This window comes from Faecalibacterium sp. 7 (genome assembly GCF_049562865.1).
Lineage (GTDB): Bacteria > Bacillota > Clostridia > Oscillospirales > Ruminococcaceae > Faecalibacterium > Faecalibacterium wellingii.
The window spans coordinates 2,707,292-2,733,812 of the sequence record NZ_CP186911.1 but is presented as its reverse complement, the minus strand read 5'-3'; the positions used below and the strand labels follow the sequence as shown (position 1 = coordinate 2,733,812).

The 26,521-nt window shown below is 56.6% G+C and carries 18 protein-coding genes; 16 read left to right on the top strand and 2 right to left on the bottom strand.

Going from position 1 to position 26,521, the window contains the following annotated elements:
• Positions 1 to 30 precede the first annotated feature (30 nt).
• Positions 31 to 1,464, top strand: coding sequence for a radical SAM protein (locus ACKXF7_RS13620; RefSeq protein WP_423741609.1), 1,434 nt, complete (start codon positions 31 to 33; stop codon positions 1,462 to 1,464).
• A gap of 84 nt (positions 1,465 to 1,548) precedes the next feature.
• Here ACKXF7_RS13620 and ACKXF7_RS13615 read toward each other — a convergent pair whose 3' ends face one another.
• Both ACKXF7_RS13615 and ACKXF7_RS13610 read right to left on the bottom strand, forming a co-directional pair.
• Positions 1,549 to 2,796 carry an AI-2E family transporter gene (locus ACKXF7_RS13615; RefSeq protein ID WP_423741608.1) on the bottom strand — a complete coding sequence of 416 codons (1,248 nt, stop codon included), beginning with the start codon at positions 2,794 to 2,796 and terminating at the stop codon, positions 1,549 to 1,551.
• A 50-nt stretch (positions 2,797 to 2,846) separates the two neighbouring features.
• The gene (locus ACKXF7_RS13610; RefSeq protein WP_339394700.1) at positions 2,847 to 4,193 is read right to left on the bottom strand and encodes a butyryl-CoA:acetate CoA-transferase; all 1,347 of its coding nucleotides are present in this window, start codon (positions 4,191 to 4,193) and stop codon (positions 2,847 to 2,849) included.
• 512 nt (positions 4,194 to 4,705) lie between these two features.
• Here ACKXF7_RS13610 and coaD point away from each other — a divergent pair.
• From coaD to rpoC, 15 genes are all read left to right on the top strand, one after another.
• Positions 4,706 to 5,212 carry a pantetheine-phosphate adenylyltransferase gene (coaD, locus tag ACKXF7_RS13605; RefSeq protein WP_339394701.1) on the top strand — a complete coding sequence of 169 codons (507 nt, stop codon included), beginning with the start codon at positions 4,706 to 4,708 and terminating at the stop codon, positions 5,210 to 5,212.
• A 78-nt stretch (positions 5,213 to 5,290) separates the two neighbouring features.
• A complete protein-coding gene (locus tag ACKXF7_RS13600) occupies positions 5,291 to 6,508 on the top strand; it encodes an acetyl-CoA C-acetyltransferase (RefSeq protein WP_005940168.1) in 1,218 nt (405 codons plus the stop codon).
• A 120-nt stretch (positions 6,509 to 6,628) separates the two neighbouring features.
• Complete coding sequence (locus ACKXF7_RS13595; RefSeq protein WP_249238519.1) at positions 6,629 to 7,414, top strand: enoyl-CoA hydratase-related protein; 786 nt, start codon at positions 6,629 to 6,631, stop codon at positions 7,412 to 7,414.
• 42 nt (positions 7,415 to 7,456) lie between these two features.
• Positions 7,457 to 8,329 (top strand): 3-hydroxyacyl-CoA dehydrogenase family protein, encoded by an 873-nt coding sequence (locus ACKXF7_RS13590; protein WP_005940172.1) that lies wholly within the window; start codon positions 7,457 to 7,459, stop codon positions 8,327 to 8,329.
• Positions 8,330 to 8,433: 104 nt separating this feature from the next.
• Entirely contained in the window at positions 8,434 to 9,609 is a 1,176-nt protein-coding gene (locus tag ACKXF7_RS13585; RefSeq protein ID WP_005940174.1) for an acyl-CoA dehydrogenase family protein, read from the top strand.
• A 17-nt stretch (positions 9,610 to 9,626) separates the two neighbouring features.
• Positions 9,627 to 10,421 carry an acryloyl-CoA reductase electron transfer subunit gamma gene (gene acrB / locus ACKXF7_RS13580; RefSeq protein ID WP_005940175.1) on the top strand — a complete coding sequence of 265 codons (795 nt, stop codon included), beginning with the start codon at positions 9,627 to 9,629 and terminating at the stop codon, positions 10,419 to 10,421.
• Positions 10,422 to 10,442: 21 nt separating this feature from the next.
• On the top strand, positions 10,443 to 11,537 hold the full coding sequence (acrA, locus tag ACKXF7_RS13575; protein WP_097774831.1) for an acryloyl-CoA reductase electron transfer subunit beta: 1,095 nt from the start codon (positions 10,443 to 10,445) through the stop codon (positions 11,535 to 11,537).
• 281 nt (positions 11,538 to 11,818) lie between these two features.
• Positions 11,819 to 12,115 (top strand): hypothetical protein, encoded by a 297-nt coding sequence (locus ACKXF7_RS13570; RefSeq protein WP_423741607.1) that lies wholly within the window; start codon positions 11,819 to 11,821, stop codon positions 12,113 to 12,115.
• 176 nt (positions 12,116 to 12,291) lie between these two features.
• Positions 12,292 to 13,236, top strand: coding sequence for a CAP domain-containing protein (locus ACKXF7_RS13565; protein ID WP_423741606.1), 945 nt, complete (start codon positions 12,292 to 12,294; stop codon positions 13,234 to 13,236).
• 197 nt (positions 13,237 to 13,433) lie between these two features.
• Positions 13,434 to 14,054 (top strand): IMPACT family protein, encoded by a 621-nt coding sequence (locus ACKXF7_RS13560; protein ID WP_249238523.1) that lies wholly within the window; start codon positions 13,434 to 13,436, stop codon positions 14,052 to 14,054.
• A 174-nt stretch (positions 14,055 to 14,228) separates the two neighbouring features.
• Positions 14,229 to 15,227: a deoxyguanosinetriphosphate triphosphohydrolase gene (locus ACKXF7_RS13555; RefSeq protein WP_423741605.1), complete on the top strand. Its 999-nt coding sequence runs from the start codon at positions 14,229 to 14,231 to the stop codon at positions 15,225 to 15,227.
• Positions 15,228 to 15,253: 26 nt separating this feature from the next.
• The gene (gene dnaG, locus ACKXF7_RS13550) at positions 15,254 to 17,029 is read left to right on the top strand and encodes a DNA primase (protein WP_418265829.1); all 1,776 of its coding nucleotides are present in this window, start codon (positions 15,254 to 15,256) and stop codon (positions 17,027 to 17,029) included.
• Between the two features lie 51 nt (positions 17,030 to 17,080).
• Complete coding sequence (gene rpoD, locus ACKXF7_RS13545; protein WP_348583671.1) at positions 17,081 to 18,160, top strand: RNA polymerase sigma factor RpoD; 1,080 nt, start codon at positions 17,081 to 17,083, stop codon at positions 18,158 to 18,160.
• Positions 18,161 to 18,707: 547 nt separating this feature from the next.
• Positions 18,708 to 22,550: a DNA-directed RNA polymerase subunit beta gene (locus tag ACKXF7_RS13540; protein ID WP_249238528.1), complete on the top strand. Its 3,843-nt coding sequence runs from the start codon at positions 18,708 to 18,710 to the stop codon at positions 22,548 to 22,550.
• Between the two features lie 124 nt (positions 22,551 to 22,674).
• Positions 22,675 to 26,247, top strand: coding sequence for a DNA-directed RNA polymerase subunit beta' (gene rpoC, locus ACKXF7_RS13535; RefSeq protein ID WP_423741604.1), 3,573 nt, complete (start codon positions 22,675 to 22,677; stop codon positions 26,245 to 26,247).
• The last annotated feature ends 274 nt before the right edge of the window (positions 26,248 to 26,521 follow it).

Genomic DNA, 26,521 nt, shown 5'->3' with positions numbered 1-26,521 from the left:
TCCGAAAATGTTGTTTGGAGGAAAAGGATAATGAATACTTCTGTTGAGAACCTGACTCATAAAATGCAGCGCGCTGCCGTTGGTAAAATGGTAGACGTGGTGCTTTCTCATGCCGATAAAGACCGTCAGAAAACCGTGGGACAGCTGGTGGATGTTGCAAAGCAGTTCTATGGCAGCTCGTTCAGCGACGAGGCCTACGAGCACGCCAAGCAGACCCTGACCGACCCCGACAGCAAGTGGTCCAAGCTCATCAACTGCGTGCTGGATCAGACCGACCCCAACGTGGCCCGCACCACGGCACTGAATCTGGGCTACGAAGCCTTCTTCCGCGGCACCAAGACCATCCGCGAGAACCGCGTGAAGTACCAGTGCAACATTCCGTGGCTGATCCTGTTCGACCCCACTTCTGCCTGCAACATGCATTGCGTGGGCTGCTGGGCTGGCGAGTATGGCCACAAGAACAACCTCAGCTTTGAGGATATGGACAAGATCGTTACCGAGGGCAAGGAACTGGGCGTATACCTGTACATGCTGACCGGCGGCGAGCCGCTGGTGCGCAAGGCCGATATCCTGAAGCTGGCGGAGAAGCACAATGATGTTGAATTTGCCATCTACACCAACTCCACCCTCATTGATGAGCCCTTCTGCAAAGAGGTGGTGCGTCTGGGCAACATTGCCTTCATGCTGTCCATCGAGGGCACCCCGGAGACCAACGATGCCCGCCGTGGTAAGGGGCACTATGCCGCTGTCATGAACGCGATGGATCTGCTGAAGAAGTACGGCATCATCTTCGGCACCTCCATCTGCTATACCCGTGATAACATCGAAGCTGTCACCAACGACGAGTTCATGCGTTTCCTGTGCGAGAAGGGTGCACACTTCGGCTTCTACTTCCACTACATGCCCGTGGGCAACGAGGCAGCACCGGAGCTGATGCCTACTCCGGAGCAGCGCAAATATATGATCGACCGCATCCGCTATCTGCGCTCGGAGGCCTGCGATATCCCGTTCTACCCCATGGACTTCCAGAACGACGGTGAGTTTGTGGGCGGCTGCATTGCCGGTGGCCGCAACTACTTCCACATCAACTCGGCCGGTGATGCAGAGCCCTGTGTGTTCATCCACTACTCCAATGCCAATATCCACGACCAGAGCATTCTGGAGATCCTGCACAGCCCGCTGTTCATGGCTTATCACAACGGCCAGCCCTTCAACAAGAACCATCTGCGTCCCTGCCCGATGCTGGAGAACCCCGAACTGCTGCAGAAGATGGTGCACGAGACCGGTGCCCACAGCACCGACCTGCAGTCTCCGGAGAGCGTGGAGCACCTGTGCGAGAAGTGCAAGAGCTACGCCGCCAACTGGCAGCCCACTGCGGACGAGATCTGGTCCCACACCAGGATCCGCGAAAGCCGCTACGAGAACTACAAGGATTGGAAGCCCTCGCAGCCCATTGAAAAGTAATCTTCGGCAAACATCATCATAAAAAGCAAAGGCCCTGCGTTCGAAAGAACGCAGGGCCTTTGTGATACAGGGCAGGGGAGATGCTTATTGCTTTTCGGCAGACGGTTCCGGGACAGGCGAAGCATCGTCCTCCGGGTCACCGAAATTGTCGTGGTAGGTCTGAAGCATGTCGAGCTCTGCATTGCGCTTCAAGCCGTGGATGACCAGCTTTTTGATGATGTCATAGATGACAGCAAACAGCGGTACACCCACGATCATGCCCACAAAGCCCCACAGACCGCCGAACAGCAGGATGGCAAACAGGACCCAGAAGCTGGAAAGACCTGTGGTGTTGCCCAGGATCTTGGGGCCGATCACATTGCCGTCCAGCTGCTGCAGGACCAGCACGAACAGCACGAACCACAGTGCCTTGATGGGGCTCTGGATGAGAATGAGCAGGGTAGCCGGAACCGCACCGATGAACGGGCCAAAGAAGGGGATAACATTGGTCACACCGATAATGACCGACACCAGCAGTGCACTGGGAAATTTGAAGATCAGACAGCCGATATAGCACAGCACGCCGATGATGGCGGAATCCATGATCTTGCCGTTGATGAAGCCGCCGAACATCTTATCGGCATACTTCGCTTCTTCCTTGATGAGCTCTGCCCAGCGGGGCTTGAAGATGCTGTAGAGCACCAGCTTGCCCTGCTGCACAAAGCGCTTGCGGCTGGCCAGCATGTACACGGCCACGATGATGCCGATGACCAGATTCTTGGCTACCGTTACAACGTTCAGCACACCAATGGCGGCACCGCTGACGATGTTCTGCATGGAGGGCAGGAGCCGGGTCTTGATCAGATCATCGAAATTGGTGCTGATGGTGGCATAAGCAGAGTTGAGCATGTTCATGATCTGCTGGTTGTTCTCAATGAACTCCACATGATTCGCCCACTGCACGAACTTTGCAAGGTTGCGCTGTGCAGTGTAGTACAGGGTGGTCACGCTGGTGATGAGCTGCGGAATGATCATCATGCACAAAGCGTAGATGAGGAGCAGACCGAACAGGATGGTCAGTGTAATAGACAGCACATTGACCAGACCATGCATCTTTTCCGGAATGAAGCGGCGCAGAAAGCTCTCGATGGTGTTGCATACGGGCTTGAGCAGGTAGGCGATGACGGCACCGTAGATGAACGGCATCAGAATGCCGGTCAGGGTCGAGATCGCGTTGCCAAAACCGTCAAAGCGGTAGATCAGGAAGAAAAAGATGATGCTCAGGGAGATCGCTCCGAACCCGGCCAGCATCCCGTAAAGATAGGGCTTGATGTGCGGCTTTTTGTCCATCATGTGATAAACTCCATTCCTGCCGCAGGCAGCAGGAATACCCACGACACATGTTAGATTTTGTTGCTCCTGCGCCAGATATGCATCTTTTCGGCTTCCTTGATAAGGTCTTCGCGGAAGTCGGGATGTGCAACGTTGATCAGGGCCTCAGCCTTTTCCCAGGTAGTCAGGCCCTTCAGGTTCACGCAGCCGTACTCGGTGCACAGGTAGTGGATGTTGGCACGGGTATCGGTGACGATGCTGCCGTTTTCCAGCGTGGGACGGATGCGGCTCTCCAGCTGGCCGGTCTTCTTATTAAAGAAGGTAGAGGACAGGCAGATAAAGCTCTTGCCGCCCTTGGAAAGGTATGCGCCCAGAACGAAGTCCAGCTGACCGCCGGCACCGGAGATGTGCTTGAGGCCTGCAGTCTCGGCGTTCACCTGACCGAACAGGTCGATGTCCACAGCGTTGTTGATGGAAATAAAGTTATCCAGTGCGGAGATGCTGCGGATATCGTTGGTATAGTCCACGGGAGCGGACATGCACTCCGGATTATCGTTCAGGTAATCGTACATCTTCTGGGTGCCGGCACCAAAGGCGTAGACCTGACGGCCCTTGTCCAGCTGCTTGCGGGCACCGGTGATCTTGCCGGCCTTGGCGATATCCACAAAAGCGTCCACATACATTTCGGTGTGCACGCCCAGATCCTTCAGGTCGCTCTGTGCGATCAGGCTGCCGATGGCATTGGGCATACCGCCGATGCCCAGCTGCAGGCAGGCACCGTTGGGGATCTGCGGAACGATCAGGTTGGCGACCTTCAGATCCACTTCGGTAGCAGCACCGGGAGCGGCCATCTGGCCGATGGGGGGATTCTCGCCTTCCACGATGCCGGTGACCTGAGAAATGTGGATGCAGTTCTCCATGCCGCCAAGGCAGCGGGGCATGTTCTTGTTGACCTCAACAACGATCTTCTTGGCTTTTTCGCACACAGCGCCCAGATGAGATGCACTGGGGCCGAAGTTGAAATAGCCGTGCTCGTCCATAGGGGTCACCTGGAACACGGCCACATCCAGCGGGTCCGGGCTCTCACGGTAGTAACGGGGCAGCTCGGAATAACGGATGGGGGAGTAAAAGGAGAACCCCTGTGCAATGGCCTTGCGCTCAATGCCGCCCATGTGCCAGCTGTTCCAGGTCATGTGTGCGGCGGGGTCGTCGATCTGGAAGATCGCGGGCACCCACATCAGGATGCCGCCGCGGAAGTTGACGCCCTCCAGCTCCGGCAGACGCTTTGCAAGCTCGGCATCCACCGCCACGGGGGTGTTCACTGCCCAGCCGTAGTCCACCCAGTCACCGCTTTTGACCAGTGCGGCAGCCTGAGCGGCGGTCATTTTTTTCTGAGCATACAGTTCCGTAAAATCCATTATAAACCATCCTCTCCTATAATAACATAAAGGAATTGTAAATTTATCATTTACACTTCCTGCACGGACAGATCTTTGCAGGTTATTTACCGTTTTTTGGTAGTTTGCACACAACTCTGACATAGCCGTGTGGTATCCTGACAGACAACAGGGAAAGCTGCCGGACAGTTCGGCAGACCTGCACAACTTAGTTATAACATTAACAATGTGCAGAATCAATAGTTTATCGTGAAAATTTTGGCTGACTGTCAATATTTACAAAATTTAGAGCAATTTCGGAGGATTGTTTGGTGTGGTGAAACCAAAAATCTTTGCAAAAGGACTTGATAAAATTTTGACGATGTGATTTACTTATAGCGTAGCAAGTTGCCGCGATGTGGCACAGCGTTGATTGTTTAAATTTTAACGATAAAACGTACAGCTTGCACAAAATCTTGCACCCAAGACTGGAAAGTGCTATCATGGCAGAACCAAAACGCGCTTTTCACAGCGCTCAAGGAGGACACCAGACGATGGCAACAGCAGTTTATCCCGGTTCGTTCGACCCGGTCACAAAAGGACACCTTGATATTATCAAGCGCGCAGCAAAGATCAACGATCATCTGATCGTGGCAGTGCTCAATAACAGCGCAAAGAATCCGCTCTTCACCGTAGAGGAGCGCGTAGAGCTGCTCAAGGAGTGCTGCAAAGGCATCCAGAACGTTTCGGTGGAGAGCTTCGACGGCCTGACCGTAGAGTTCGCCAAGAAGCGGCACGCTTCGGTGATGGTACGGGGGCTGCGGGCCGTGACGGACTTTGAAAACGAGATCCAGCTTGCGCAGACCAATCACGCACTGATGCCCGGCATTGAGACCATGTTCCTTGCCACCAGCATCAAGTGGAGCTACCTTTCTTCTACGATCGTGAAGGAGGCAGCGTATTACGGCAGCGACATCGGCAAGTTCGTTACCCCCAATGTGGAAAAGGCGGTCAACGAAAAGTATGCGCTGATCCGGCAGGGAAAAGACCCTGAAAAATAATTTGCAGAAATGCCCAAGGGCGTTTTGATAAAAAGGCAATCGAAAAGCAACACATACACAATTCAGGAGGCTATTCACATGAAAAAGATCGTTATCGCATCTGCATGCCGTACCGCTATTGGCAAGTTCGGCGGCACTCTGGCAAACGTTCCCGCAGTTGAGCTGGGCTCCATTGTCATCAAGGAAGCCCTGAACCGTGCAAACGTCGCACCTGAGCAGGTCGATCATGTTTACATGGGCTGTGTCATTCAGGCTGGTCTGGGCCAGAACGTTGCACGTCAGGCTGCTCTGAAGGCTGGTCTGCCCATCGAGACCCCGGCTGTCACCGTCAATGTGGTGTGTGGCTCCGGTCTGAACTGCGTCAATATGGCTGCTCAGATGATCGAGGCAGGCGATGCTGATATCGTGGTCGCAGGCGGCATGGAGAACATGGACATGGCTCCCTTCGCACTGCAGAAGGCTCGTTACGGCTACCGCATGGGCGCTCCTATGGGCAAGAGCGAGATCGTGGATACCATGGTCAACGATGCTCTGTGGGATGCCTGCGGCTTCAACAAGCACATGGGTATGACCGCTGAGAATGTCTGCACCAACGAGACCTATCAGAAGAAGTACGGCTACAGCCCCATCACCCGTGAGATGCTGGACGAGTTCTCATACAACAGCCAGCTGAAGGCTGACAAGGCCATCAAGGACGGCGCTTTCAAGGACGAGATCGTTCCCGTTGTGATCAAGGGCAAGAAGGGCGACACCGTGTTCGATACTGATGAAGGCCCCCGTCTGAGCGCTCCTGAAGTGCTGGCAAAGCTGAAGCCCGCTTTCACCAAGGACGGCATTGTGACCGCCGGCAACTCTTCCGCCATCAATGACGGCGCTGCTGCTCTGGTCATCATGAGCGAGGAGAAGGCAAAGGAGCTGGGCGTGAAGCCTCTGGCTACTTGGGTGGCTGGTGCTCTGGCAGGCGTTGAGCCCGAAGTCATGGGTCTGGGCCCCATCGCTGCTACCAAGAAGGTCATGGCAAAGACCGGCCTGACTGTTGCTGACATGGATCTGATCGAGGCCAACGAGGCATTTGCTGCTCAGTCTGTGGCTGTCAGCCAGGCTCTGAACTTTGATATGAGCAAGGTGAACGTCAACGGCGGCGCAATTGCTCTGGGCCACCCGGTCGGCGCTTCCGGCGCTCGTATCCTGGTCACCCTGCTGTATGCTATGAAGCATCGCGGCGCACACAAGGGCCTGGCTACCCTGTGCATCGGCGGCGGCATGGGCTGCGCTACCATCGTTGAGATGGACTAAGCTCCATTACTGGAGAGCCTGACTGAATGACAGACCCGGGCAGGGGAGGAACCGGAGAGCCTGCTCTGGCCCGGGGGCTGTTTATGATAACTGATAAGATTTGAATAGGAGGTTTTCACAATGGCATTTGTAAAAACCGAGGTGCAGGGCGCAGTTGAGATCATCACCATCGACCGTCCCAAGGCACTGAATGCCCTGAACCCCGAAGTTCTGGCAGACCTGAAGGCTGCATTTGAGGCTGTGGATCAGGAGACTGTCCGCTGCATCGTTCTGACCGGCGAAGGCGACAAGAGCTTCGTGGCAGGCGCTGATATCGGTTCCATGAGCACCATGACCAAGGCAGAGGGCGAGGCCTTCGGCAAGCTGGGCAATGATGTGTTCCTGATGATCGAGAGCTTCCCCATCCCCGTCATTGCAGCCGTGAACGGCTTTGCACTGGGCGGCGGCAACGAGCTGGCAATGAGCTGCGACATCCGCATCTGCTCTGACAACGCTGTGTTTGGTCAGCCTGAAGTTGGTCTGGGCATCACTCCGGGCTTCGGCGGCACCCAGCGTCTGGCACGTCTGGTCGGCATGGGCATGGCAAAGCAGCTGGTCTACTCTGCTCTGAACATCAAGGCAGACGAGGCTCTGCGCATTGGTCTGGTGAACGCTGTGTATCCGCAGGCTGAGCTGATGGAGAACGTGCTGAAGCTGGCCGGCAAGATCGCAAAGAACGCACCCATCGCTGTACGCAACTGCAAGAAGGCAATCAACGGCGGCATCAGCCTGCCTATCGAGAAGGCTGTTGAGGTCGAGGAAAAGCTGTTCGGCGACTGCTTCGAGACCCATGATCAGGTGGAGGGCATGAGCTGCTTCCTGTCCCGTGAGAAGCCGAAGCCCAAGGCAGTGTTCACCAACAACTAATCCATTACTACATAATTTTTGATATTAAAGGAGAGGTTTCCTATGAAGATCGGTGTTATCGGCGCTGGCACCATGGGCCAGGGCATCGCAAAGGCATTTGCACAGGTTGAGGGCAACACTGTTGCTCTGTGCGACATCAAGCAGGAGTGGGCCGAGAATGGTCTGGCAAAGATCAAGAAGGGCTACGAGAAGCTGGTTGCTAAGGGAAAGATGACGCAGGAAAAGGCAGACGCTATCGTTGCTGCCATCACCCCGGGCCTGAAGGAAGACCTGTGCGCTGACTGCGATCTGGTCGTTGAGGCTGCTTTTGAGGATATGAAGGTCAAGCAGACCACCTTCGGCGAGCTGGATAAGATCTGCAAGCCTGAGTGCATCTTCGCTTCCAACACTTCTTCTCTGTCCATCACCGAAATCGGCAAGGGCGTTAGCCGTCCGCTGGTTGGCATGCACTTCTTCAACCCCGCAGACCGCATGAAGCTGATCGAGGTCATCGCAGGCTGCAACACTCCCGCTGAGACCGTTGAGAAGATCAAGGAGATCTCTGTTGCCATCGGCAAGCAGCCGGTTCAGGTCAACGAGGCTGCAGGCTTCGTCGTCAACCGCATCCTGATCCCCATGATCAACGAAGCAGCCTTCATCAAGATGGAAGGCGTTTCCGATATCGCCGGCATTGACACTGCCATGAAGCTGGGTGCCAACCACCCCATGGGTCCCCTGGAGCTGGGCGACTTCATCGGCCTGGATATCTGCCTGGCTATCATGGACGTGCTGTACAAGGAGACCGGCGACAGCAAGTACCGTGCATGCCCGCTGATCCGTAAGATGGTCCGCGGCGGCAACCTGGGCTGCAAGAGCGGCAAGGGCTTCTACGTTTACAACGCAGACCGCACCAAGACCCCTGTTGACCAGCTGTAAATTCTGATAAACGTTTCTCCCGACTATGGAAACACGGCCGGGAGGAATTTGTTTGCACCGGGCAATTCCGGTAAATGAAAAAGACCCGTTAGGAGGATATAGCGATGGATTTTACTCTGTCCAAGCAGCAGCAGATGGTACAGAAAATGTACCGCGAGTTTGCTGAGAACGAAGTCAAGCCCCTGGCAAAGAAGGTTGATGCGGAAGAGTACTTCCCCAAAGAGACCGTCGAAAAGATGGGCAAGCTCGGCATGATGGGCATTTATTTCCCGACTGAGGTCGGCGGTGCAGGCGGCGATGTGCTGTCCTACGTCATGGCAGTGGAAGAGCTGAGCAAGGTCTGCGGCACCACCGGTGTCATCGTCTCTGCTCACACCAGCCTGTGTGCTGCTCCTATTTATGAAAATGGTACTCCCGAGCAGAAGGCAAAGTATCTGCCCAAGCTGTGCAGCGGTGAGTGGCTGGGTGCTTTCGGCCTGACTGAGCCGGGTGCCGGCACCGATGCACAGGGTCAGCAGACCTTTGCAAAGCAGGACCCCGAGACCGGTGATTGGATCCTGAACGGTTCCAAGATCTTCATCACCAACGCCGGCTACGCAAACGTCTTTATCGTTATTGCTGTCACCGATATCGTGCCCGACAAGAAGGGCCGTCCCACCAAGCAGTGCTCCGCCTTTATCGTGGAGCGTACCGACCCGGGCTTCTCCGTCGGTAAGGCTGAGGACAAGATGGGCATCCGCGGTTCTTCCACCTGCGAGCTGATTTTCGAGGACTGCCGCATCCCTGCTGACCGTATGCTGGGTGTGCGTGGCCGCGGCTTCCAGCTGGCTATGGCTACTCTGGACGGTGGCCGTATCGGCATTGCTTCTCAGGCTCTGGGCATCGCCGAGGGCGCTTTGGAAGAGACCGTTGCTTACGTCAAGGAGCGCAAGCAGTTCGGCCGCAGCATTTCCGCATTCCAGAACACCCAGTTCGAGCTGGCTGAGATGAAGGCACGCGTTGAGGCTGCAAAGTATCTGGTCTACGCTGCTGCTCTGAAGAAGCAGGAAGCAATGGATGGCAAGAAGGTCCGTTACAGCGTTGAGGCTGCTCAGGCAAAGCTGATCGCAGCCCGCACCGCAAGCGATGTGACCCGCCGCTGCCTGCAGCTGTTCGGCGGTTACGGCTACACCCGTGACTATCCCATCGAGCGCATGATGCGTGATGCCAAGATCACTGAGATCTACGAGGGCACCAGCGAAGTGCAGATGATGGTCATTTCCGGCGCGCTGCTGAAGTAAGGGAGGCAAGAGTTACAATGAAAGCAATTGTTTGTGTAAAGCAGGTTCCTGATACCTCCGGCAAGGTGTCCGTCAAGCCCGATGGCACTCTGGACCGTGCTTCGATGGCTACCATCACCAACCCTGATGACCTGAACGCTCTGGAGGCTGCTCTGAAGCTCAAGGACGCTACCGGCTGCGAAGTCGTTGTTGTTACCATGGGTCCCCCGCCGGCAGAAGGCATGCTGCGTGAGCTGCTGGCCCGCGGTGCAGATAAGGCTGTTCTGGTCTCCGGCCGTGAGTTCGGCGGTTCCGATACCTTTGCAACCAGCCAGATCCTGGCTGCTGCCGTCAACAAGATCGGTGTCGGCCCCGAGGACGTTGTGTTCTGCGGCCGTCAGGCAATCGATGGTGATACCGCTCAGGTCGGTCCTCAGATCGCTGAGAAGCTGCACCTGCCTCAGGTCACCTATGTGGCTGACATCCAGAAGGATGGCAACACCCTGACCGTGAAGCGTATGCTGGAGGACGGCTACATGATGGTCAAGGTGCAGACTCCCTGCCTGCTGACCTGCATCAAGGAGCTGAACCAGCCCCGTTACATGAGCGTGAACGGCATCTTCACCTGCTACGACAAGCCGATGGAAGTGTTCGATTACAACGCACTGAAGGACGATCCGCTGATCGAGGTCGATACCATTGGTCTGAAGGGTTCTCCGACGAACGTCTTTAAGTCCTTCACTCCTCCGCAGAAGGGCGCAGGCACCATGCTCAAGGGCGACGATACTGCCGCACAGCTGGCTGGTATCCTGGCCAAGAAGCACCTGATCTGATGAAAGGAGCATAGGATTACAATGGCTGATTTTAACGAATACAAGGGCGTATGGGTCTTCTGCGAGCAGCGCCAGGGCGCATTGATGCCCACTGATTTCGAGCTGGTGAGCGAGGCCCGCAAGCTGGCTGATGAGCTGGGCTGCGAGGTCACCGGTCTGCTGCTGGGCGACAACGTGGAAGGCATTGCCAAGGAGCTGGGCGGCTATGGTGCCGATAAGGTCATGGTCTGCGACAGCCCCCTGCTGAAGGATTACACCACCGATGCATACGCTAAGGTCGTGTGCGACATGGTCAACGAGTACAAGCCCGAAGTCCTGCTGATCGGTGCAACCAACATCGGCCGCGATCTGGGCCCCCGCTGCGCAGCTCGTCTGCACACCGGCTTGACCGCTGATGCTACCCATCTGGACATCGACACTGCAAAGTACATCGATTTCCTGAAGGAGAGCTCCACCATCGACCTGTCCAAGCAGAAGTTCGATATGGAAGACCGCAACCTGAAGATGACCCGTCCCGCATTCGGCGGCCATCTGATGGCTACCATCATCTGCCCCCGCTTCCGTCCGCAGATGTCCACCGTGCGTCCCGGCGTTATGAAGAAGGCTCCCTTCGATCAGGCCAAGGCTGATGCCTGCCAGATCGTGAAGCCCGCATTCGCTCTGGCTGCTGAGGACATCAAGACCGAGGTCCTGAGCGTTGAGAAGGCCGCTGAGAAGCTGGTCGATCTGATCGGCGCAGACGTGATCGTCTCTGTCGGCCGCGGCATCAGCAAGGATGTCCAGAAGGGCATTGAGCTGGCTGAGCAGCTGGCAGCTGCTCTGGGCGGCGGCGTTGTGGGTGCTTCCCGTGCCGTCACCGATGCAGGCTGGATGACCGCTGACCATCAGGTTGGTCAGACCGGCAAGACTGTGCACCCCAAGATCTATGTTGCTCTGGGCATTTCCGGCGCTATCCAGCACACTGCTGGTATGCAGGACTCCGAGTGCATCATCGCTGTCAACAAGAACGAGGGTGCTCCCATCTTCGGCGTGGCTGACTACGGCATCGTGGGCGATCTGTTCAAGGTCGTGCCCGAGCTGATCAAGCAGATCGAGGCAGCAAAGGCTGCTCAGTGATCGCCTGAAGCAAGATCTTTTCAATAGCATAGCCTGAATTGTGGAAGGGCGGCTCTTCGGAGCCGCTCTTCTTTTTTGTTTGTCGAATGCTAAGGTGACGCATAAAAGACGGTGAACAAAACAACAAGAGGCAGGGCTTCGCCAGAGGTCCTGCCTTTTTGCTCTGTTCGGCGATTCTTTGAGCTATGTCCTTTTTGGCGGGGCTTGTTGCGTTTTGCGTAATACTCGGTTCAGTCAGAGCAAAGAGTTAGAGTATTAAACTGTATGGAGGGACAGCACAGATGGGTTCGGAAGAACCGTCTGCGCTGTTTTTTGTTGCGGATGGTGCTGCAAAAGAGCGGATGCAGTGCAGGGATAGCCAGAGGAAGAAAAAGCAACGTCTGAAAGTGCACACAAAGTGCAGCGAAACATGGAAAAACGGCTTTGAGTTAAGAAAGAGACGGAAATACACAATTGAAACGTCACAAAAACGTGTTGCAAAAGTAAATTTCCGTACAAAAACTGCCATGAACAGCCCCCGAAAAAGAACGGATTGCAACATTTACATAACAATAAAACAACATTCAGGATGTGTCTGAGGAGCTTATAAAAAGTTTTTTATGAGAAAAAAGTTCTAAAATTTTATACTATTCATCAAAATACGACTGAATCCCTTGACCATGAGACACTTTTGTGATACTATTGTTGCACAACAGTTGCACTTGTGAAACGGTAGTGTTGCAAACAAGTTGCAAAAACTTGTGGAGGATGTCTTATGGAACTTGAGATGAGAATCGTAAAGAAGGTCGCAGCCGCTGCGATGGCCATGGCTGTGGTTTTTGGTGCCGCATCTCTCAAGCCTGTTGCCGCAAATGCTGCACAGGCCGGGCCTGAGACAGCTTCCGTGATGGAAGAAGAAAATTCCTTCCTGAGCCATCAGGATGAAGCTTACCAGAACGAGTTCCTGCGCCGTGTGAACAGCGAGCGCGCAAAGGCTGGCCTGAAGCCTGTCCAGCTGGGTGATAGCAGCCACAATAGTGCTGCTCGGGAGCGCGCGAAGGAACTGGCCTCTTCTTATTCTTACGTTCGTCCCAATGGCCAGCGCGATTTTACCGTCTTCGCAGAGAATGGCATCGAAGATGTGTCGATTGGCGAGGACTACATGGCGGGCGTTTCCACTCCCGATGCAGCGGTGGATCAGTGGATGAACATTGATTTTGCCCGTGAGCGCATCCTGAACGCAGATGCGACTACCATGAGCGTGGGCCACTATGAAGGCGGCGTTTACAACAACTACTGGGTGCTGATCTTCTCTTATCCCGAAAACTCTTACACCAGCGACTATCGTCAGAGAGTTCTGGATCTGGTCAATGCAGAGCGCGCAAACTACGGCCTGCAGCCTCTGGTCATGGGGGACGCAAAGCTTACTGCAGCTGCACAGCATCGTGCTGAGGAGATCGCAACTGTGAACTCTCATGTGCGCCCCAATGGTTCCAAGTGGTACACCGTGCTCAGTGAATACGGTGTGACCGATGCTGCTTCCGGTGAGAATGCCGCATGGGGCAGCGTTTCTCCCGAAGAGGTCGTAACGGCATGGATGAATTCCGAAGGCCACCGTGCGAATATTCTGGATCCGGAAGCCCGCGCAATGGGTGTTGGCTACTACTACAACAGCTCCAGCACCTGGGGCCATCAGTGGATCCAGCTCTTTACCAAGTAATCATCGTAATCATATGCTTTCTTCAGAAAAATCGGCTGGGCCGCAGGGCTCAGCCGATTTTTTGTTGTCTTTTTTAAGAGCCGGGGGAGCTGAGGATCCGACCAAAAAGAAATGAAACAGATAACGTGTTCTGCAGTGGTTGCACAACGGCCGATTTATGTTATACTTATTCTGAATAAAAAGCAGGAGGAACCACCGTGGAGGATTACCGCACGATTCGTGGCACGGCCACAGGAGAATACGAAGAGAAGAAAAGCCGCTTCATTGCGTCCCTGTCTTTTGCGGACAGTGAGGAAGCCGCCGTTGCATTTCTGGAACAGGTGCGTGCGGCCAACCGGACCGCGCGGCACAATGTATATGCCTATCGCCTGCGGGAAGGCAACCGGGAACGCTACTCGGACGATGGTGAACCGGCAAAAACGGCGGGGACCCCGGCGCTGGAAGTGCTGCAGCACAGCGGTCTGACCGATCTGATCGTGGTGGTGACCCGCTATTTTGGCGGTGTGCTGCTGGGCACCGGCGGCCTTGTGCGTGCCTATACGACGGCCACAGCCCGGGCATTGGAGAACGCCGAGGTGGTCACGGTGCGCAGCGTGGTGGAACTGAGCGTGACGGTGGATTACTCACTGTATGAGCGGGCCTCGCTGCTCATCGATGCGGCGGGAGCAAAACAGGCCGCACCGCAGTTCACGGACCGTGTGACCCTGTGCTGGCAGATGCCGGAGCACACAGAAGGCCCGCTGCTGGAGCAGCTGCGGGAGCTGACCCGGGGCGGAGCACAGGTCCACGTCTCGGAACCTTTCTACGCACCCTTTTGATAAAAACTGCGTCCATAAGAGGACTTTTGAAAAATCGGGCAAAATTTTGTGAAACGACAGGGTATTTCCCCCTTCGACAAACCGGGTGTGTTACAATTGCCGCGGGCGCAGCAATTGGGATCGGCTGTGCCGAAGCAGAGAGGGGGAATGCTGAAAAAAAGGAGGGGATCCTGTATGAATGTACGACAGCGCACGGAAGAGATCGAACGTATGACCTTTGCACCGTGGGCGACCTTCAGCGACCAGAGCAGGGGGAGGATGGTGCAGGAGGAACAGGACCCGATCAGGCCGGTGTTCCAGCGCGACCGCGACCGGGTGCTGCACTGCAAGGCCTTCCGCCGCCTCAAGCAGAAAACGCAGGTGTTTCTCTCGCCGGAAGGAGATCTGTACCGGACCCGGCTGACCCATACGCTGGAGGTTTCACAGATCGCCCGTACCATTGCCCGGGCCCTGCGGCTCAACGAGGATCTGACTGAGGCCATCAGTCTGGCCCATGATCTGGGGCATACGCCCTTTGGCCATGCGGGTGAGCAGGCGTTGAACGAGCTCTGCCCGGATGGCTTCAAGCACTATATGCAGAGCCTGCGTGTGGTGGACAGGCTGGAAAAGGACGGAAAGGGCCTGAACCTGACATGGGAGGTGCGCAACGGCATCGTGACCCACACCAAGGGGACGTGGGCGGCAACGCCGGAGGGACGCATCGTGCGCATGGCCGACCAGATCGCCTTTGTGAACCATGATATCGAGGATGCCGTTCGTGCCGGGGTGCTGGACCCGGGTATTCTGCCCAAAGAGTGCACGGCTGTGCTGGGCAGGACCAAATCTGCCCGCATCACCACAATGATCAACAGCATTCTGGCCAACAGCGAAGGCGATGTGAAGGTAGGCGCAGAGGAAAACGAGGCTTTCCTCGCGTTGCGCGACTTCATGTACGCTACGGTGTATGTGGACCGGAGCGCCAAGCGGGAGGAGCAGAAGGTGGGCAAGGTGATCGAAGAGCTGTATGAGTACTACCTGAGCCACATCGATCAGATGTCCAACTTTTATGTCCAGCTGGCCTATCAGGAGGGCAGAGAGCGTGCCGTCACCGACTACATCAGCGGCATGAGCGATGAATTTGCCATCCGGACCTTTGAGGAAATTTTTGTGCCGCAGAAATGGCATGTGTTGTAAACTTTGAAAGGTTGTTTGAAAGATCCATGATCCCACACGAATACATTGAGGAACTGACCCGCCGCACCGACATTGTGGAGCTGGTGGGCAGCTATGTGCAGCTCAAGCGCAAAGGGCGGCTGTACGGCGGTCTGTGTCCCTTCCACAGCGAGAAAACGCCCTCTTTCTATGTCTACCCGGACACCCAGAGCTTCTACTGCTTTGGCTGTCAGGCGGCAGGCGATGCCATCAGCTTTGTCAGAAAGATCAACAGCATCGATTACCCGGAGGCCGTCAAGCTGCTGGCGGCGCGGGCCGGAATGCCCGAACCGCAGGAGGACGACAAGACAGGCCGGATGCGCAGCCGCATCCTTTCCATGAACAAGGAGGCTGCGCGCTTTTTCCATGCCTGTCTGAACTCCACCGTGGAGGAAGCACGGCAGGCGCGGGCCTACTGGCGGCGGCGCGGACTGGACGATAAGACCATTGCACGGTTCGGGCTGGGCTATGCACCCGATGACGGACAGGCCCTGTACCTGTACCTGCGGGATAAGGGCTACAACCAGCAGGAGCTGGATGCCAGCGGCCTGTTCAAGCGCAGCCAGTCCGGCCGTATCTACTGCCTGTTCTGGAAGCGGGTGATGACCCCCATCTTTGACCTGCGGGGCAATATCATCGCGTTCGGCGGGCGGGTGCTGGACGATTCCAAACCAAAGTATGTCAACAGCCCGGAAACGCTGGTGTACCACAAATCGGAAACGGTATTTGCATTGCAGATCGCAAAGCGCAGTGCAGTGCGCCGGTTCGTGCTGTGTGAGGGCTACATGGACGTGATCAGTATGCATCAGGCGGGGATCGATACTGCGGTGTGCGCCTGCGGCACGGCCCTGACACCGGAGCAGGTGCGGCTCATCAGCGAATATGCAGATGAGGTCATTCTGAGCTACGATTCCGACGAGGCCGGCCAGAAGGCGACTCTGCGTTCACTGGAACTGTTCCGCAACAGCCCGGTGAAAGTGGGCGTTTTGCAGATCCCCGGGGCGAAAGACCCGGACGAGTACATCAAAAAGTACGGTGCAGAACGATTCAAGGCGCTGCTGGACGGTGTGGGCAATGCACTGGATTTCCGGCTGGGCCGCCTGCGCAGCCAGTACGATCTGGCACAGGATGCGCAGCGGCTGGAATACGTCAAGGAAGCTGTGAATATGCTGGCAGAGCGCTCCAACCCTACCGAGCAGGAGGTGTATGCGGGCCGTCTGGCAGAGGAGACCAATATCTCCAAAACAGCCATTATGACCCAGCTGGAAACGGCAGTGAAAAAGGCCGGAAACAGGCGCCGCTGGGAGAAACGGCAGCAGGTGCTCAAGTCCGGCGAAATGAACCAGATCAAGCTGCCCTACAGTGCGGGCGGTAGTCAGGCGCTGGGGATCGCAAGTGCACAGCAGCGGTTGCTGGCAGCGATCCTGCGGGAGCCGCAGTATCTGAAGCTGGCAGAGAAGGAGCTGTTGCCGGAGCAGTTCATCCAGCCCCAGCAAAAGGAGCTGTACGAAGCCATGCTTCGCTGCAGCAGGGAAGGCATTGAAATCAACCTGACCACGCTGCGGGCCTATGTCAGCGAAGAAGCGCTGAATGAGCTGAGCCGTTTTGCGGCACAATACAGCGAAGTGAATTGCACGCCGGACGATATCCGGCTGTATCTGGACCGCATTGCCCGGGGGATGCCTGTGGCAGGCAAGGCGGCGCATATGTCCAATGAGGAACTGAGTGATTACCTCCAGTCGATGCGCGAAAAAAAGCAGGGAAGCGTTCCTGTAGAAGAATGAGACCGCTGCTTTTCCCTCCGGCTGGAGCAGGAGCGGAAAGGAGCAGGAATCATGCAGAAATTGTCGCAAACGGAGGAATTGGCCCGGGAGCTGGCCTCCCATGCCCGCCGTCACACCGTGACGCCGGAACAGATCAGCCGTGCTATGGACGAGAAGGATTACGATGTGGCACAGCTGGATGAGCTGTATGCTGCATTGGAGACCCGCGGCGTACATCTGGCCGAAGAAGAAACCGAGCTGCCTGCACTGGACGAAACGCAGATCGGCAGGCTGGAGCACGAGCTTTCGGCCGAAGGCGTGGCACTGGATGACCCGGTAAAGACCTATTTGAAGGAGATCGGACAGGTGCCGCTGCTGACGGCAGAACAGGAAACGGAGCTTGCCCGTGCGGCGCAGGCCGGAGACGAGGATGCCCGCCGTCACCTGAGTGAAGCAAATCTGCGGCTGGTGGTGTCGGTGGCAAAACGCTACGCCGGGCGGGGACTGCCGTTTCTTGATCTGATCCAGGAGGGCAATCTGGGGCTGATGAAGGCTGCAGAAAAATTTGAGCCGGAACGGGGCTTCAAGTTCTCCACCTATGCCACATGGTGGATCCGGCAGTCCATCACACGGGCCATTGCGGATCAGGGGAGAACGATCCGCATCCCGGTGCATCTGGTGGAGAGCATCAACCGGGTCAAAAAGACGGCTGGCGACCTGCTGCGCAAAAATGGCCGGGAGCCTACGGTGGAGGAAATCGCTGTGCGGCTGGATATGGAGCCTGCCCGGGTGCGGGAGCTTTTGCAGCTGGCACAGGACCCCATCAGTCTGGAAACACCAGTGGGTGAAGAAGAGGACGCCCACCTTGAGGATTTTATTCAGGACGAGGAAGCGGGCGTCCCGGTGGATGAAGCCGGGCGGCAGCTGCTGCGCCGGGAGCTGTTCAGCGTGCTCAAGAGCCTGACGCCCCGGGAAGAGCGGGTGATCGCACTGCGGTTCGGGCTGGAGGATGGCCGGGCACGCACGCTGGAGGAACTGGGCAAAGAGTTCAATGTGACGCGGGAGCGGGTGCGGCAGATCGAAGCCAAGGCCCTGCGCAAGCTGCGGCACCCCAGTCGTGCAAAGCGCCTGCGGGATTACTTGGATGAGTGAACGATTATAATTGCCGCCGCGTGCTCTCTGGCCATATTAGAGGAAACATTATTTTTTATATTTGCAGCTCAGAAAAGCCTGCGGGTTTTTCTGAGCTGCTTTTTCACGAAAAAAGGGCCGCGAAGGAAAACGGACATATCCGACTGTAAAAGTAATACTCCAAAACACAAGAGCAAAGATAGACAAATTGCACAAGGGGATTATGAACAGGAACGTGCAAAATAAAAAAATCAAGACCCAAAACGGTAAAAAGCAACACACTGCCGGGTGTGCCTAAATTGAAAGAAAAATAAATTTATTTTGGCAAAAATCTGAAAAATGGCTTGACAACAAGACTTTTAGAGTTTATACTGTATTAGTATCACATAATGGACTAGTGCGCCAAAAAGGGGAACACAGAGGCGGCGGCTGGATGGGTCAAACCGGAAAGTTTGTGAAAAACGCCGAAAGGCTCCCTTCGACGCGGGTCGAATTATGTGTGTCTGCTCAAATTTGACCCGTGTATACGACATCCCGTAGAGTATAAAAGTAAGGAGTGGTTGATTTTATGATGAAAGTCAAGCCCGTAAAGCTCGGCAAAACCGAGCGCATGAGCTTCTCCCACATCGACGAAGTCATCAGTATGCCGAACCTGATCGAGGTCCAGAAGAACTCTTATCAGTGGTTCCTGGACGAGGGCCTGAAAGAGGTCTTCCACGATATCGGCACCATTGAGGACTACACCGGCAATCTGGCACTGAGCTTTGTGGACTTCCGCCTGGATAAGGAGCCGAAGTACAGCATCAAGGAGTGCAAGGAGCGCGACGTGACCTATGCAGCACCCCTGCGCGTCACCGCCCGTCTGCTGAACAAGGAAACCGGTGAAGTGAAGGATCAGGAGATCTTCATGGGCGATTTCCCGCTGATGACCGATGCCGGCACCTTTGTGATCAACGGTGCAGAGCGTGCTATCGTCAGCCAGCTGGTCCGCTCTCCCGGCGTGTTCTACGGCGATGCCAAGGATAAGGTGGGCAACGACCTGTACAGCGCAACCATGAACCCCAACCGCGGTGCATGGCTGGAGTACGAGACCGATGCTTCTGATGTGTTCTATGTCCGTATCGATAAGAACCGCAAACTGCCGGTCACGGTGCTGTGCCGTGCACTGGGCCTGTCCACCAATGAGGACATCCTGAACTTCTTTGGCGACGATGAGCGCATCCTCGCTACTCTGGAGAAGGATACCACCAAGAATCAGGAAGAGGGCCTGCTGGAAGTCTACCGCAAGCTGCGCCCCGGCGAGCCTCCCACGGTGGAGTCCGCTACCAGCCAGATCAACATGCTGTTCTTCGATCCGCGCCGCTACGACCTGTCTCGTTTCGGCCGTTATAAGATGAACAAGAAGCTGTCTCTGGCCCGCCGCATCACCGGTCAGGTGGCTGCTGAGAATGTGGTCGCTCCGCTCACCGGCGAGATCCTGATCGAGGCCGGTGCCAAGATCACCCGCGAGCTGGCCGAGAAGGCCGACAACGCCGGTGTGAATCTGGTCGAGCTGAAGCTCGACGATCCCATGAAGGAAGAGAGCCGGAAGATCAAGGTCATCACCAATGGCTGTGTGGATGCACAGGGCTTCTTCTCCTTTGACGTGAAGGAGTGCGGCATCAACGAGCGCTGCTCTTTCGACGAGATCAAGAAGATCCTGGACACCACCTCTGATGTGGAAGAGCAGAAGGAGATGCTGCGCCGCAACCACGACCAGCTGATCGGCCGCACCGTTACCGTTGCCGATATTCTGGCTTCCATCAACTACCTGAACGGTCTGGGCCACAACATTGGCACCACCGATGATATCGACCATCTGGGCAACCGCCGCATCCGCAGCGTGGGTGAGCTGCTGCAGAACCAGTTCCGCATCGGCTTCTCCCGCATGGAGCGTGTCATCCGTGAGCGCATGACCCTGCAGAGTCAGGATCAGAGCGTGATCACTCCGCAGGCCCTCATCAACATCCGTCCGGTGGTGGCAGCCATCAAGGAGTTCTTCGGTTCTTCTCCGCTGTCCCAGTTCATGGATCAGAACAACCCGCTGGCTGAGCTGACCCACAAGCGCCGTCTGTCTGCTCTGGGCCCCGGCGGTCTGAGCCGTGACCGCGCAGGTTTCGAGGTCCGCGACGTTCACTACAGCCACTACGGCCGTATGTGCCCCATCGAGACCCCTGAAGGCCCCAACATCGGTCTGATCTCCTATCTGGCATCCTACGCAAAGATCAACGAGTATGGCTTCGTGGAAGCTCCGTACCGCAAGGTCAAAAAGACCTACGACGAGAATGGCCGCCTGCTCGAGCAGGTCGTCACCGACGAAGTGGAGTATATGACCGCTGACGTTGAGGACGAGTACGTTGTGGCACAGGCCAACGAGCCGCTGGATGAGGGTAAGCACTTCGTGCGTCCCCGCGTTTCTGCCCGCCGCCGCGATGAGATCCTGGAAATCGACGCAGAAAAGGTCGATTACATGGACGTTTCTCCGCGAATGATGGTCTCTGTTGCTACCGCATGCATCCCCTTCCTGGAGAACGATGACTGTAACCGTGCTCTGATGGGCTCCAACATGCAGCGTCAGGCAGTGCCTCTGATGGTTACCCAGCAGCCCATCGTTGCTACCGGTATGGAATACAAGGCAGCTACCGACTCCGGCACCGCCGTTCTGGCAAAGAATGACGGTATCGTTGAGAAGATGGATGCCGACCACGTTGTTGTGCGCAACAACAAGGGCGAGCTGGAGGACTATCCTCTGATCAAGTTCGCACGCTCCAATGCAGGCACCTGCATCAACCAGCGTCCCATCGTCGAGGTCGGCGAGAGCGTCAAGGCCGGTCAGGTGCTGGCCGACGGCCCTGCAATGCGCAACGGCGAGATCTCTCTGGGCAAGAACGCCCTGATCGGCTTCATGACCTGGGAAGGCTACAACTACGAGGACGCCGTTCTGCTGAACGAGAAGATCGTGCGCGAGGACGTGTACACCTCCATTCATATTGAAGAGTACGAGACCGAGAGCCGCGACACCAAGCTGGGACCCGAGGAGATCACCCGTGATATCCCCAACGTCTCTGAGGATGCGCTGAAGGATCTGGACGAGCGCGGCATCATCCGCATCGGTGCCGAGGTCAAGAGCGGCGACATTCTGGTCGGTAAGGTCACCCCGAAGGGCGAGACCGAGCTGACCGCTGAGGAGCGCCTGCTGCGCGCTATCTTCGGCGAGAAGGCCCGCGAAGTGCGCGATACCTCTCTGCGTGTGCCCCACGGCGCATACGGCATCATCGTGGACGTCAAGGTGTTCACCCCGGAGAACAGCGACGAGCTGCAGCCCGGCGTGCGCGAGGTCGTCCGCTGCTATATCGCCCAGAAGCGCAAGATCAGCGTCGGCGATAAGATGGCAGGCCGTCACGGCAACAAGGGTGTCGTTTCCCGCATTCTGCCGCAGGAGGACATGCCCTACCTGCCCGACGGCACCCCGCTGGACATCGTGCTGAACCCCCTGGGCGTTCCTTCCCGTATGAACATCGGTCAGGTGCTGGAAGTCAACCTGGGCTACGCTGCCAAGGCATGCGGCATCAAGGTCATGACTCCCGTCTTCGATTCCGCCCGTGAGAACGACATCGGCGATACCTTTGATACCGCCCGCGAGATGTGGCACGGTGAGAATGCTCCTGCATATCCCACCAAGCTCCCCAAGATCATGGGCGAGAAGGGCCACATCATCGACTTCTCCAAGATCGAGCTGGACCGCGATGGCAAGACCACCGTTTATGATGGCCGCACCGGTGAGAAGTTCGATAACCGCGTTACCGTCGGTTATATGTACTACCTGAAGCTGCATCACCTGGTCGATGATAAGATCCATGCACGTTCCACCGGCCCCTACTCTCTGGTCACGCAGCAGCCTCTGGGCGGCAAGGCCCAGTTTGGCGGCCAGCGCTTCGGCGAGATGGAAGTCTGGGCACTGGAAGCTTACGGCGCTGCATACACCCTGCAGGAGATCCTGACCGTCAAGTCCGACGACGTGGAGGGCCGTGTCAAGACCTACGAGGCCATCGTCAAGGGCGAGCCCATCCCGCAGCCCGGCATCCCCGAGTCCTTCCGTGTTATGCTCAAGGAACTGCAGTCTCTGGGTATGGATGTTGTCGTGCAGGATAAGGAAGGCAACGAGATCGACATGCGCCAGAACTTCGACGACGAAGAGACCGGTTTTGACATGCGCGATGTGGCCGGCACTGAGAACGTCGTGCAGGAGAGCGAACTGCTCAACGATTACAATATTAAGGACGCCGATGCTGGCTTCGATGATCCTTCCGTGCTGGAGGACGATAACTCTGGCAGCGAGGCTCCCGCTTCTTCCGACGAAGTAGATTTCTGATCAGAACAAAAACACAGGTCTGCTGCCCCTGACCGCGTGCTGCGGCAGGGGAGAGACTTGTGCTCTGAATAAGAAAGCCGCCTGTATCATCGAGACAACAAGAGATTAAGGAAGGGTTCGTTTCATGGAAAACAACGTTTTCGATTCGATCAAAATCGGCCTTGCCTCCCCGGAGCAGATCCGCAACTGGAGCTACGGCGAGGTCAAAAAGCCTGAAACCATCAACTACCGTACCCTGAAGCCGGAGCGCGACGGCCTGTACTGCGAGCGCATTTTTGGACCTACCAAGGACTGGGAGTGCCACTGCGGCAAGTATAAGCGTATCCGCTACAAGGGCAAGATCTGCGACCGCTGCGGCGTTGAGGTCACCAAGGCCAAGGTCCGCCGTGAGCGCATGGGCCACATTGAGCTGGCCGCTCCCGTGAGCCATATCTGGTACTTCAAGGGCATCCCCAGCCGCATCGGCCTGATGCTGGACATCAGCCCCCGCCTGCTGGAGAAGGTCCTGTACTTTGCAAGCTATATCGTCACCGATCCGGGCGCTACCCGTCTGGAAAAGAAGCAGCTGCTCACCGAGAGCGAGTACCGCGAAATGCGCGACCACTACGGTGATGAGTTCGAGGCTGCTATGGGCGCCGAGGCTATTCAGGATCTGCTGAAGGAGATCGATCTGGATCAGCTGAGCGCAGAGCTGACCGCTGAGGTGGAAAAGTCCTCCGGTCAGAAGCGCGTGCGTATCCTCAAGCGTCTGGAGGTCGTGGAGGCATTCCGCATTTCCGGCAACCGTCCCGAGTGGATGGTCATGGATGTACTGCCTGTTCTGCCGCCTGACCTGCGCCCCATGGTCCAGCTGGATGGCGGCCGCTTCGCCACCTCCGACCTGAATGACCTGTACCGCCGTGTCATCAACCGCAACAACCGTCTGCGCCGTCTGCTGGAGCTGGGTGCTCCCGACATCATCGTGCGCAACGAGAAGCGCATGCTGCAGGAAGCAGTGGACAGCCTGATCGACAACGGCCGCCGCGGCCGTCCCGTCACCGGTCCCAACAACCGTGCTCTGAAGAGCCTGTCCGACCTGCTGAAGGGCAAGCAGGGCCGCTTCCGTCAGAACCTGCTGGGCAAGCGTGTTGACTACTCCGGCCGTTCCGTTATCGTCGTCGGCCCTGAGCTGAAGATGGATCAGTGCGGTCTGCCCAAGGAGATGGCTCTGGAGCTGTTCAAGCCCTTTGTCATGAAGGATCTGGTGGAGAAGGGCATCGCCAACAACATCAAGTCCGCCCGCAAGATGGTGGAGCGCGCAAAGCCTGAGGTTTGGGACAGCCTGGAGACCGTGATCAAGGGTCATCCCGTTCTGCTGAACCGTGCACCTACCCTGCACCGTCTGGGCATTCAGGCCTTCAACCCGGTGCTGGTGGAGGGCCGTGCCATCAAGCTGCACCCGCTGGCATGTACCGCATTCAACGCCGACTTCGACGGTGACCAGATGGCAGTGCATCTGCCTCTGGGCGAGGATGCCTGCCGTGAGGCCAAGATGCTGATGCTGGCTTCCGGCAACCTGCTGAAGCCTTCTGACGGCGCACCTGTTACTGTGCCTACACAGGATATGATCCTGGGCAGCTACTACCTGACCACCGTTCGTGAAAACGATGAGGGCGCAGGCAAGGTGTTCCGCGATGAGAATGAGGCTCTGATGGCTTATGCAGAGCACATTGTCACCCTGCACGCACCCATCAAGGTGCGCCGCACCATGACCATTGACGGCGTGGAGCGCACCGGTCTGGTGGAAGCTACCGTTGGCCGCATCATCTTCAACAACCCGGTTCCTCAGAATCTGGGCTATATCGACCGTACTGATCCCGAGCACTGGCTGGAGTACGAGGTCAGCTTCCGTGTGACCAAGAAGACCCTGCCCGACATCATTTCCCGCTGCATGACCCGCAACGGCACCCGCAAGTGTGCAAAGATGCTGGACGCCATCAAGGCGCAGGGCTACAAGTACTCCACTCTGTCTGCAATCTCCGTCGCTGTGTGCGACGCTGTGATCCCGCCGCAGAAGCAGGAGCTGATCGCCGAGGCTGATCAGCAGATCGCCAAGGTCGGCAAGCTGTTCAACCGCGGCCTGATCTCCGACAACGAGCGTTACAACCAGACCATCGCCATCTGGCAGGCTACCACTGATAAGGTCTCCAAGGCTCTGGCAGACAACCTGCCCAAGGACAACGAGATCTATATGATGGCAGACTCTGGTGCTCGTGGTTCTATGAACCAGATCAAGCAGCTGGCCGGCATGCGCGGCCTGCTGGCAAATACCGCCGGCCACACCATCGAGATGCCCATTCGTGCCAACTACCGTGAAGGTCTGAATATTCTGGAATATTTCGTTTCTGCCCGTGGTGCCCGTAAGGGTCTGGCAGATACCGCTCTGCGTACCGCTGACTCCGGCTACCTGACCCGCCGCATGGTCGATGTCTCTCAGGATGTCATCGTCCGCGAGATCGACTGCGGCACCACCGACGGCCTGTGGGTCTCCGAGATCCACGAGGGCAAGGAGAAGATCGAGAGCTTCCGTGAGCGTCTGATCGGCCGCTTTGCTGTGGGCGATGTGGTCAACCCCGTCACCGGCAAGGTGATCGTGCCGGAAGGCAAGATGATCGACCTGTACGACGCAAACGAGATCGAGGCAGCCGGCATCACCAAGCTGAAGATCCGCAGCCTGCTGACCTGCCGTGCAAAGACCGGTGTCTGCGCACGTTGCTATGGCTCCGATATGGCAAACGGTGAGCCGGTCCGTCTGGGCGAGTCTGTCGGTGTTATCGCCGCAGAGTCCATCGGTGAGCCCGGTACCCAGCTGACCATGCGTACCTTCCATACCGGCGGTATCGCATCTGCTGAAGATATCACACAGGGTCTTCCCCGTGTCGAGGAGCTGTTCGAGAGCCGTCGTCCCAAGAGCATGGCCATCATGAGCGAGATCTCCGGTGTTGTTTCTCAGGATGATACCAAGAAGAATGTCGTCATCAAGGTGACCGGCAAGGACGAGACCGGTGCTGAGGTCGTGAAGAGCTACTCCATCCCGTTCACCCAGCATTCCCGCGTGATGCCGGGCGACCGTGTGGAAAAGGGCGACATCATCACCCGTGAAGGTGTTCTGTATCCGCAGGATATTCTGGCGATCAAGGGTCTGGAGGATGTCCAGAACTACCTGATCAACGAGGTCCAGAAGGTTTACCGTCTGCAGGGCGTGGAAATCAACGATAAGCATATCGAGGTCATCGTCCGTCAGATGTGCCGCAAGGTGCGTGTGACCGATTCCGGTTCTTCCAACCTGATCGGCGGTGCTCTGGCAAGCCGTCTGGAAGTGGAGAACATCAACGCCGATCTGCAGCAGCGCATCGATGCTGGTGAAGAGGGCCTGAAGCTGGTCGAGTATCAGCAGGTGCTGCTGGGCATCACCAAGGCTGCTCTGGCCAACGACTCCTTCCTGTCTGCCGCATCCTTCCAGGAGACCACCCGCGTGCTGACGGAAGCCGCCATCAAGGGCAAGGTCGATCCGCTGGCCGGCCTGAAGGAGAACGTCATTATCGGTAAGCTGATCCCCGCAGGTACCGGTCTGCCGGAAGTCCGTGAGGATCTGAAGAATCGTGAGGCTGAGCGCGACGCTGAGGTCGCTGCCGAACAGGCAGCTGCTGCACAGTAAGCAAAGCTCCTTCCTGAAAGTATAAAGCAAAGACCGTTCTGTGGGCAACCGCCTGCAGAACGGTCTTTTGTATGTCCAAAACACAGAAGCAGGGGAGAAAATAACAGCGTTTTGCCTCGAAAAAACACGAAAAGAAAAAAACTGGAATAAACGAAAAAAACTTTGCAAAAACTGTTGACATCCGCCTGTAAAGCGAGTATTATATAACTGTTGCGCGTCCCTCATGGGGATAGTGCGGCAAAAAAGTCGGAAAAAGTCCGATGTTCATCATTAA

Coding starts and splice junctions, on each gene's coding strand:
- ACKXF7_RS13620 (WP_423741609.1), top strand. CDS start 31: ATGAATACTTCTGTTGAGAACCTGACTCATAAAATGCAGCGCGCTGCC.
- ACKXF7_RS13615 (WP_423741608.1), bottom strand. CDS start 2,796: ATGATGGACAAAAAGCCGCACATCAAGCCCTATCTTTACGGGATGCTG.
- ACKXF7_RS13610 (WP_339394700.1), bottom strand. CDS start 4,193: ATGGATTTTACGGAACTGTATGCTCAGAAAAAAATGACCGCCGCTCAG.
- coaD (WP_339394701.1), top strand. CDS start 4,706: ATGGCAACAGCAGTTTATCCCGGTTCGTTCGACCCGGTCACAAAAGGA.
- ACKXF7_RS13600 (WP_005940168.1), top strand. CDS start 5,291: ATGAAAAAGATCGTTATCGCATCTGCATGCCGTACCGCTATTGGCAAG.
- ACKXF7_RS13595 (WP_249238519.1), top strand. CDS start 6,629: ATGGCATTTGTAAAAACCGAGGTGCAGGGCGCAGTTGAGATCATCACC.
- ACKXF7_RS13590 (WP_005940172.1), top strand. CDS start 7,457: ATGAAGATCGGTGTTATCGGCGCTGGCACCATGGGCCAGGGCATCGCA.
- ACKXF7_RS13585 (WP_005940174.1), top strand. CDS start 8,434: ATGGATTTTACTCTGTCCAAGCAGCAGCAGATGGTACAGAAAATGTAC.
- acrB (WP_005940175.1), top strand. CDS start 9,627: ATGAAAGCAATTGTTTGTGTAAAGCAGGTTCCTGATACCTCCGGCAAG.
- acrA (WP_097774831.1), top strand. CDS start 10,443: ATGGCTGATTTTAACGAATACAAGGGCGTATGGGTCTTCTGCGAGCAG.
- ACKXF7_RS13570 (WP_423741607.1), top strand. CDS start 11,819: ATGGGTTCGGAAGAACCGTCTGCGCTGTTTTTTGTTGCGGATGGTGCT.
- ACKXF7_RS13565 (WP_423741606.1), top strand. CDS start 12,292: ATGGAACTTGAGATGAGAATCGTAAAGAAGGTCGCAGCCGCTGCGATG.
- ACKXF7_RS13555 (WP_423741605.1), top strand. CDS start 14,229: ATGAATGTACGACAGCGCACGGAAGAGATCGAACGTATGACCTTTGCA.
- dnaG (WP_418265829.1), top strand. CDS start 15,254: ATGATCCCACACGAATACATTGAGGAACTGACCCGCCGCACCGACATT.
- rpoD (WP_348583671.1), top strand. CDS start 17,081: ATGCAGAAATTGTCGCAAACGGAGGAATTGGCCCGGGAGCTGGCCTCC.
- ACKXF7_RS13540 (WP_249238528.1), top strand. CDS start 18,708: ATGATGAAAGTCAAGCCCGTAAAGCTCGGCAAAACCGAGCGCATGAGC.
- rpoC (WP_423741604.1), top strand. CDS start 22,675: ATGGAAAACAACGTTTTCGATTCGATCAAAATCGGCCTTGCCTCCCCG.